Source organism: Psychrobacter sp. UBA2514, assembly GCF_002341255.1.
Classification (GTDB): domain Bacteria; phylum Pseudomonadota; class Gammaproteobacteria; order Pseudomonadales; family Moraxellaceae; genus Psychrobacter; species Psychrobacter pacificensis.
In genome coordinates, this window is record NZ_DDNS01000041.1 from 1 (window position 1) to 6,093 (window position 6,093).

Below are 6,093 nucleotides of genomic sequence, written 5' to 3' on the forward strand. Positions count from 1 at the left end.
ACCGCCGCCGCCGCCAACACCGAATACAGTGAAGCTCGCTTGGCCGTTATTTTGAAGCTGGTTATCATCTGGCATGGTGTATTTTGACATAAAAAAGATTCTCCAGTTGCAGATAGCGTGTAGGTCGATACGTAGTAACGCACTCATATGGCGCGCTATCGACATACTATATATAAATGTATTTAAATAAAACAGGGCTATGGATCAAATAGTTCAGCGCGGACCATAATAGGTCATCATCGCTTAAGGTATTACTGTTACTGCTTAGCGCATTACTTTCAATATGACTTCAATTTTTACTTACTTTATTTAAGAGCATCCTACAAAAGCGCTTATGCTCTAAATGTTTGGTAAGTATGTCTATAGTATTTTTTTCAACACATCAGCAAAACGTTTGCCTGCGCTTTGAAAGACCCCTGTGACTCGATTTTTTTGAATCGTATCAGGTTCGCTTTTTTCACTGCGGCGAAACTGCTCACTTTGACTATATAATAGTGTGCCAAAAGCTGTTTGGTAAGCCCGGTCATTGACCTGACTATTAAGCTGTTTAAATGACTCATCGTTATCAAAATGATTGTAAGCACTAATAGCAGGATGCGTATTGGTCAATACCACTGGCATTTTGAGCAGCCGTTTAGCAAACGGTATCATTCCTTTAATCGTACTACCGCCGCCTGTCAGCACGATACCTTTGTCAATATAGCCTATTAAACCTGCTTCATGCAGTTGACGAGCGACTTCAGTGAATATCTGCACATAACGCGCTTCAATGATACGTGCCAAATTATAGATACCGATGTTGATTTCATCGCTCGATCCTTGCGGTTTAAACAAAAAGAATGAGCTTGGGTCAACACTATTGGCATCAGCCGTACCATGAGACTTTTTCAGTTTCTCAGCTTCAATCATCGATATACCAAAATCAGCTGAAATATCCATTGTCACTTCATGGCTGCCAGTAGCAATACAATGCGTAAAAATCAATTTGTTTTCTTTGTAGACACAGATACTGGTTGTACTGGCACCGATATCTACCAAGCAAACCCCTTGCTGACGCTCTTCAGGCATCAGACTATATTCAGCACTGGTCACTGCATCAAATACGATATGGTCAATACCGACATCGCAGCTTTGTAGTAGTTTTTGAATATTTTGGCGGCTAGCGACAGGCATCATCATCATGTGATACATCACAGTGATATTATGTGCCATCATCTCAATTACATCGTCGACCATGAAGTCTTGATCATCAACATAGATACCTTGCTGGCAGCAATGCATGAGATAGTAATCGGATGGCAGATCGCGCGACTTGGCATTAGACAAGGCCTGTACCATATCTTTGGCACGTACGAACTCCTCCTCAACCCTCACCTCTCCAGCACTGTTTTTACTAGATAGCTCAGGTGTTGCGAGCGTCAACCACACGCTATGCACGCGGCAATTGGCAGTATCCTCTGCTTCTTGGATGGCTTGCTTGATAGCACCTTGTAGGCGTTCACGATGCTTAATTTGGCCTTGATAAAAATCGCTATTTTTAACTTGCCCTACGCCTAAGATACGAATGTCTTTTGCAGAGACAACATTGCCAATTACGACATACACTGCCGTGGCACTTAGATGGACAACAACCAAATTTTCGTTATATTTCATGGTAGCAGACAAATTATTACTAAATAGGAGCGCAAATAATGCCATCCTATTGAATCATTAAAAAAAGCGCTGTTAATACGCTATGATGTTGTACATATATTATTCATTTTGGGCAAACAGTTTCGACTCAAGTAACCACTCATCAGTATTACTTCAATTATTTGGGCTCATCAACTGGCGGCGCTGACATATCCCAGGCAATCGTAAAACCATTCTTGTAGCGTAAGTCTACAGATTGCATCTCATCTCGGCGTCCGCTTAACTGATTACCAAGTAACTGGCTTAGATTCAGTAATTTTTGTGCGGTGTTCTCATTATCGACGATGACGCGCAAGCCATTATCAAAACGAATGAGCCAAGTCATTCTTGGTGACAAAATAATGTCTTCAACCTGCATATCAAGTGGCGCATACCAATCATTGACTTGCTGCATTTGCTGCATAATGACTGGCGCTTGAGCCATTTCACCTTGCAGAGTAGCAAAGCGCTCTTGCGTCAAGTCGCTACTATCAGCAGGAACGAACACAGATCCTTTGGCATCAACCAAGCGCTCTGTTCCAAAATTAGCGACTGCTTGCTTAGGTAGTGCAGTAACTACAATGCCGCGTTGCCAGTCTCGAGAGATACTCACTTGATCAACCCATGCAAGGCTTGTCGTAATATCTCTTAATGCTTGCAAATCAGAAGTAAAAAAACTGCTGACCTTTTGCTGATCCATCACTGTCTGCAATGAGTTGTATTGAGCGGTAGAGAGCCCTTGATTGCTGATATGAATCTCAGCAGGCGGTGCATCACGTAACGCTTTACCACCCATTATCAATATTAGTACCAATAATCCTAATACCAATATCATAAAAAGATATCGGGCCGAGGTTGGTAATTGGAGTTTGGATGCTGGGCGACCGGCTTTATCACTCATCAAGTCAGTTACCTCGTTGACAGTTTGAGCCATAACGACCTTTGTCCCTATATTTGCATAAAACTGATCATGCTAATTATTGATGTAAATCTGCAAGTTTTTGCAGAAGCTTATTAAAGCAATATATTATCAAAGACTGTCAATAAAAAGACTGATAGTCAGCGATTATTCTTATTTAAACGTAACATTTTTCTTAGGTTATGAATAACTTATAGGTTATCCCTACAAAAAACGTAAATATTACTAAAACAAAGCTATTCTTACAATATTAACGTATTTTATAGGCAAACAATAGCGTAACGCTCGCTAGTAGCCTTGAATTTACACAAGTTTACATGAAGCTATGTTATAGCAGCTCTAGTGATACATTGACGGCTTTTTTGACTAAAATCGCCATGCTACAAAAGTAATAAAGCTGAGAAATTATAAACCTCTATATAATTTATCATTGCCCATGCTTTAACATAGCTCATTTACTCAATATGGTTGTCATCAGACTCATTGCTAAAAAATCGTGATAAATATGATGAGCGCCACATCAAAAAATTAGACTGTCTGCGATAATATGTGCCAGCACAATGTGTCAAAATCCATGCCTCTAGCTTTGGCTGCCATTGGTACCAAACTATGACTGGTCATACCGGGCACGGTATTGATCTCAAGCAACCAAAAATTCCCTGCTTCATCCTGCATGGCATCAATACGTCCCCAACCTTTTGCATCTACAGCACGGAATGCCGCCAGACTTAACTCTTGCAGATGCTTCTCATCAGCAGCGCTCAATCCGCAAGGAATATAGTAGCTGGTATCGTTACGATTATACTTGGCCTCAAAGTCATAGAAATTGGTGATATCAGCAGGCTCAAGTCGAATGACAGGATAAGCTTCGTCATCGATAATCACAATCGTAAACTCACGTCCTGTGATCCAGCGCTCAGCCATCACGGCATCACCACACTGTACTGCTGTGGCATAGGCAGCAGGTAACTCATCGAGATGATTGACCTTGGTCATACCGATACTTGAACCTTCGTGAACGGGCTTGATGATAAGCGGCAGTCCTAGCATATTGACCACTTGCTGCCAGTCAGTGTCTGCCGTCAATAATGAAAACGGTGCTGTGGATAAGCCGCAACCTTGCCAAAGTTGTTTGGTACGCACTTTGTCCATACCTAATGCTGATGCCAAAATGCCAGATCCCGTTTGCGGTATATCAAACCACTGTAATACACCTTGCAATAGACCGTCTTCGCCGCCACGACCGTGCAAGACATTAAACACGCGATCGTAATCACGTAATTCTGTGATGTCTTGATGCTTAGGATCAAAATGAGTGGCGTCGACACCTTTGTTTTGCAGTGCCTGCAATACAGCCGCACCGCTATCCAAAGACACGCTGCGCTCATTACTACTACCACCATAGACCACAGCGACCCTGCCGAACTGACTCGCGTCTGTGACATGACTAGTTGGTGCACTGATAGACGTCTCGTTGTCTATATTATTTGACTCACCGCTCGCCTCACTCTTATTTTTTTCTGCTTGGGCAGCCGCGACTAACGTTGGCTCTGGATTGGTAATTGCTTGGCTTTTTTGCTCTGGATTATCTTTACTATTCGTTGTCATGAAGATGGTTCCTAAATTTGAGCTTGGTGGTAGCTTACTTGATGTAAAGGTTATTGGCTGCCAAATCAACAGCAACCTGCCCTACATTACCCGCGCCTTGCGTGATAAGCATGTCATTGGCTTTTAATAAACGCTGCATAACTGGCGCAAGATTGTCTTTGTCAATAATCGTCGGTTCAACTTCACCGCGCAGACGGATACTGCGTGCCAACGATTTGGTATCAGCCCCTGCAATCGGGCTCTCCCCTGCTGAATATACATCCAATAGTAGCAGCTCATCAACACCTGATAGTACGTCGACAAAATCGTCATAACAATCACGGGTACGGCTATAACGATGCGGCTGGAATAGCATGACCAAACGGCGATCAGGGAAGCTTTGGCGAGCCGCTTTGATCGTAGCGTCTACTTCTTTTGGATGATGACCATAATCATCAATCAATAAGACATTGCCATCATCGATATCGACAGAAGCATGCTGCTCAAATCGGCGGCCTACCCCTGCAAACTTCTGTAGGGCACGCTCAATCGCGGCATCATCGACACCTTCATCCGTGGCCATGGTGATGGCTGCCAGTGCATTGTAGACATTATGCGTGCCAGGTATGTTTAATGTCAGACGCAGCGGTTCACGGTCACGGCGCAATACGGTAAAGTGCGTCTTGGTACCTTCTGCCACCAGATCGACAGCTTGTACGTCATTAAAAGGCTCAAGGCCAAAGGTCAATACTGGGCGACCAATGTCATCAATCATCGCATACAGTTCAGGATCATCACCGCATACCACGGCCAACCCGTAAAACGGCATGTTTTGCAAAAACTGAATATAAGCAGCTTTTAACTTATCGAAGCTGTTCTCATAGGTTTCCATGTGATCTTGATCGATATTGGTCACAATTGCTGCCATTGGGCGCAGTGATAAAAAAGACGCATCGGACTCATCCGCTTCTGCTACCAAGAAACGGCTGTTGCCTAGTGCTGCATTTTTACCTGAGGCATTTAGCTTACCACCAATCACATAGGTAGGATCTAGCTGTCCTTCTGCCATCATGGTGGTGAGCAAACTGGTCGTCGTCGTTTTACCATGCGCACCAGCAACGGCAATACCATGACGATAGCGCATCAACTCGCCAAGCATATCGGCGCGGCGTACGACTGGCAGGCGAGCTTCAAGTGCGGCTTTTACCTCAGGATTGCTACGATCAATCGCTGATGACACGACGATCACGTCAGCGTTGGCAATATTTTTGGAATCATGACCAATCGATATTTTGATACCAATCTGCTGTAGACGCTTCGTCACCAGGCTTTCTGCAATGTCAGAACCACTGACTTGATAACCTTGATTGTTCATTACCTCAGCGATGCCGCACATGCCTGAGCCACCAATACCAATAAAATGCAAATGCTGAATACGGCGCATTTCTGGTATTTCAATCAAACGCTTAGGAAGGGCTTTGGCAGAGGTAGACATAAAATTTTCTCTTTATTAAGGGATAATAAAAATTAAAGGACAGTAAAATATGATCAGTAAAAAATAACGAGTGGCAAAAGCCGAAACTATAAGGCTTGCCAAATAATATCAGCCACTTGTTTACTCGCACTGCGATTGGCAAGCGCATGACCTTTTTTGGCCATTTCAAGGCATTTCTCTCGATTGAGTACGCTAAGCTCATCGCTTAAACGTTTGGCCGTTAGCTCTGACTGTGGCAATAAAACCGCAGCAGCATGCGAGGTCAATGTGCGCGCATTGGCGGTTTGATGATCATCAACCGCATGTGGTAGCGGTACAAAAATAGCAGCAATACCGACATTTTGGATTTCAGTCACTGTCAATGCACCAGCGCGGCAAACGATAATATCTGCCCAGTTGTAGGCGGCCGCCATATCATCGA

The 6,093-nt window shown here is 43.7% G+C and carries 5 protein-coding genes; all 5 read right to left on the bottom strand.

Going from position 1 to position 6,093, the window contains the following annotated elements; all coding sequences use genetic code 11:
* Window positions 1-360: 360 nt before the first annotated feature.
* Window positions 361-1,698: a cell division protein FtsA gene (gene ftsA, locus B3V51_RS10635; RefSeq protein WP_286708398.1), complete on the bottom strand. Its 1,338-nt coding sequence runs from the start codon at window positions 1,696-1,698 to the stop codon at window positions 361-363.
* 112 nt (window positions 1,699-1,810) lie between these two features.
* Window positions 1,811-2,605, bottom strand: coding sequence for a cell division protein FtsQ/DivIB (locus tag B3V51_RS10640; RefSeq protein WP_071003045.1), 795 nt, complete (start codon window positions 2,603-2,605; stop codon window positions 1,811-1,813).
* A 513-nt stretch (window positions 2,606-3,118) separates the two neighbouring features.
* Window positions 3,119-4,198, bottom strand: coding sequence for a D-alanine--D-alanine ligase (locus B3V51_RS10645; protein ID WP_286708399.1), 1,080 nt, complete (start codon window positions 4,196-4,198; stop codon window positions 3,119-3,121).
* Between the two features lie 34 nt (window positions 4,199-4,232).
* On the bottom strand, window positions 4,233-5,672 hold the full coding sequence (gene murC / locus B3V51_RS10650; protein WP_212564212.1) for a UDP-N-acetylmuramate--L-alanine ligase: 1,440 nt from the start codon (window positions 5,670-5,672) through the stop codon (window positions 4,233-4,235).
* Window positions 5,673-5,758: 86 nt separating this feature from the next.
* On the bottom strand, window positions 5,759-6,093 hold a 335-nt coding region (locus tag B3V51_RS10655), incomplete at its 5' end, for a glycosyltransferase (RefSeq protein WP_286708400.1).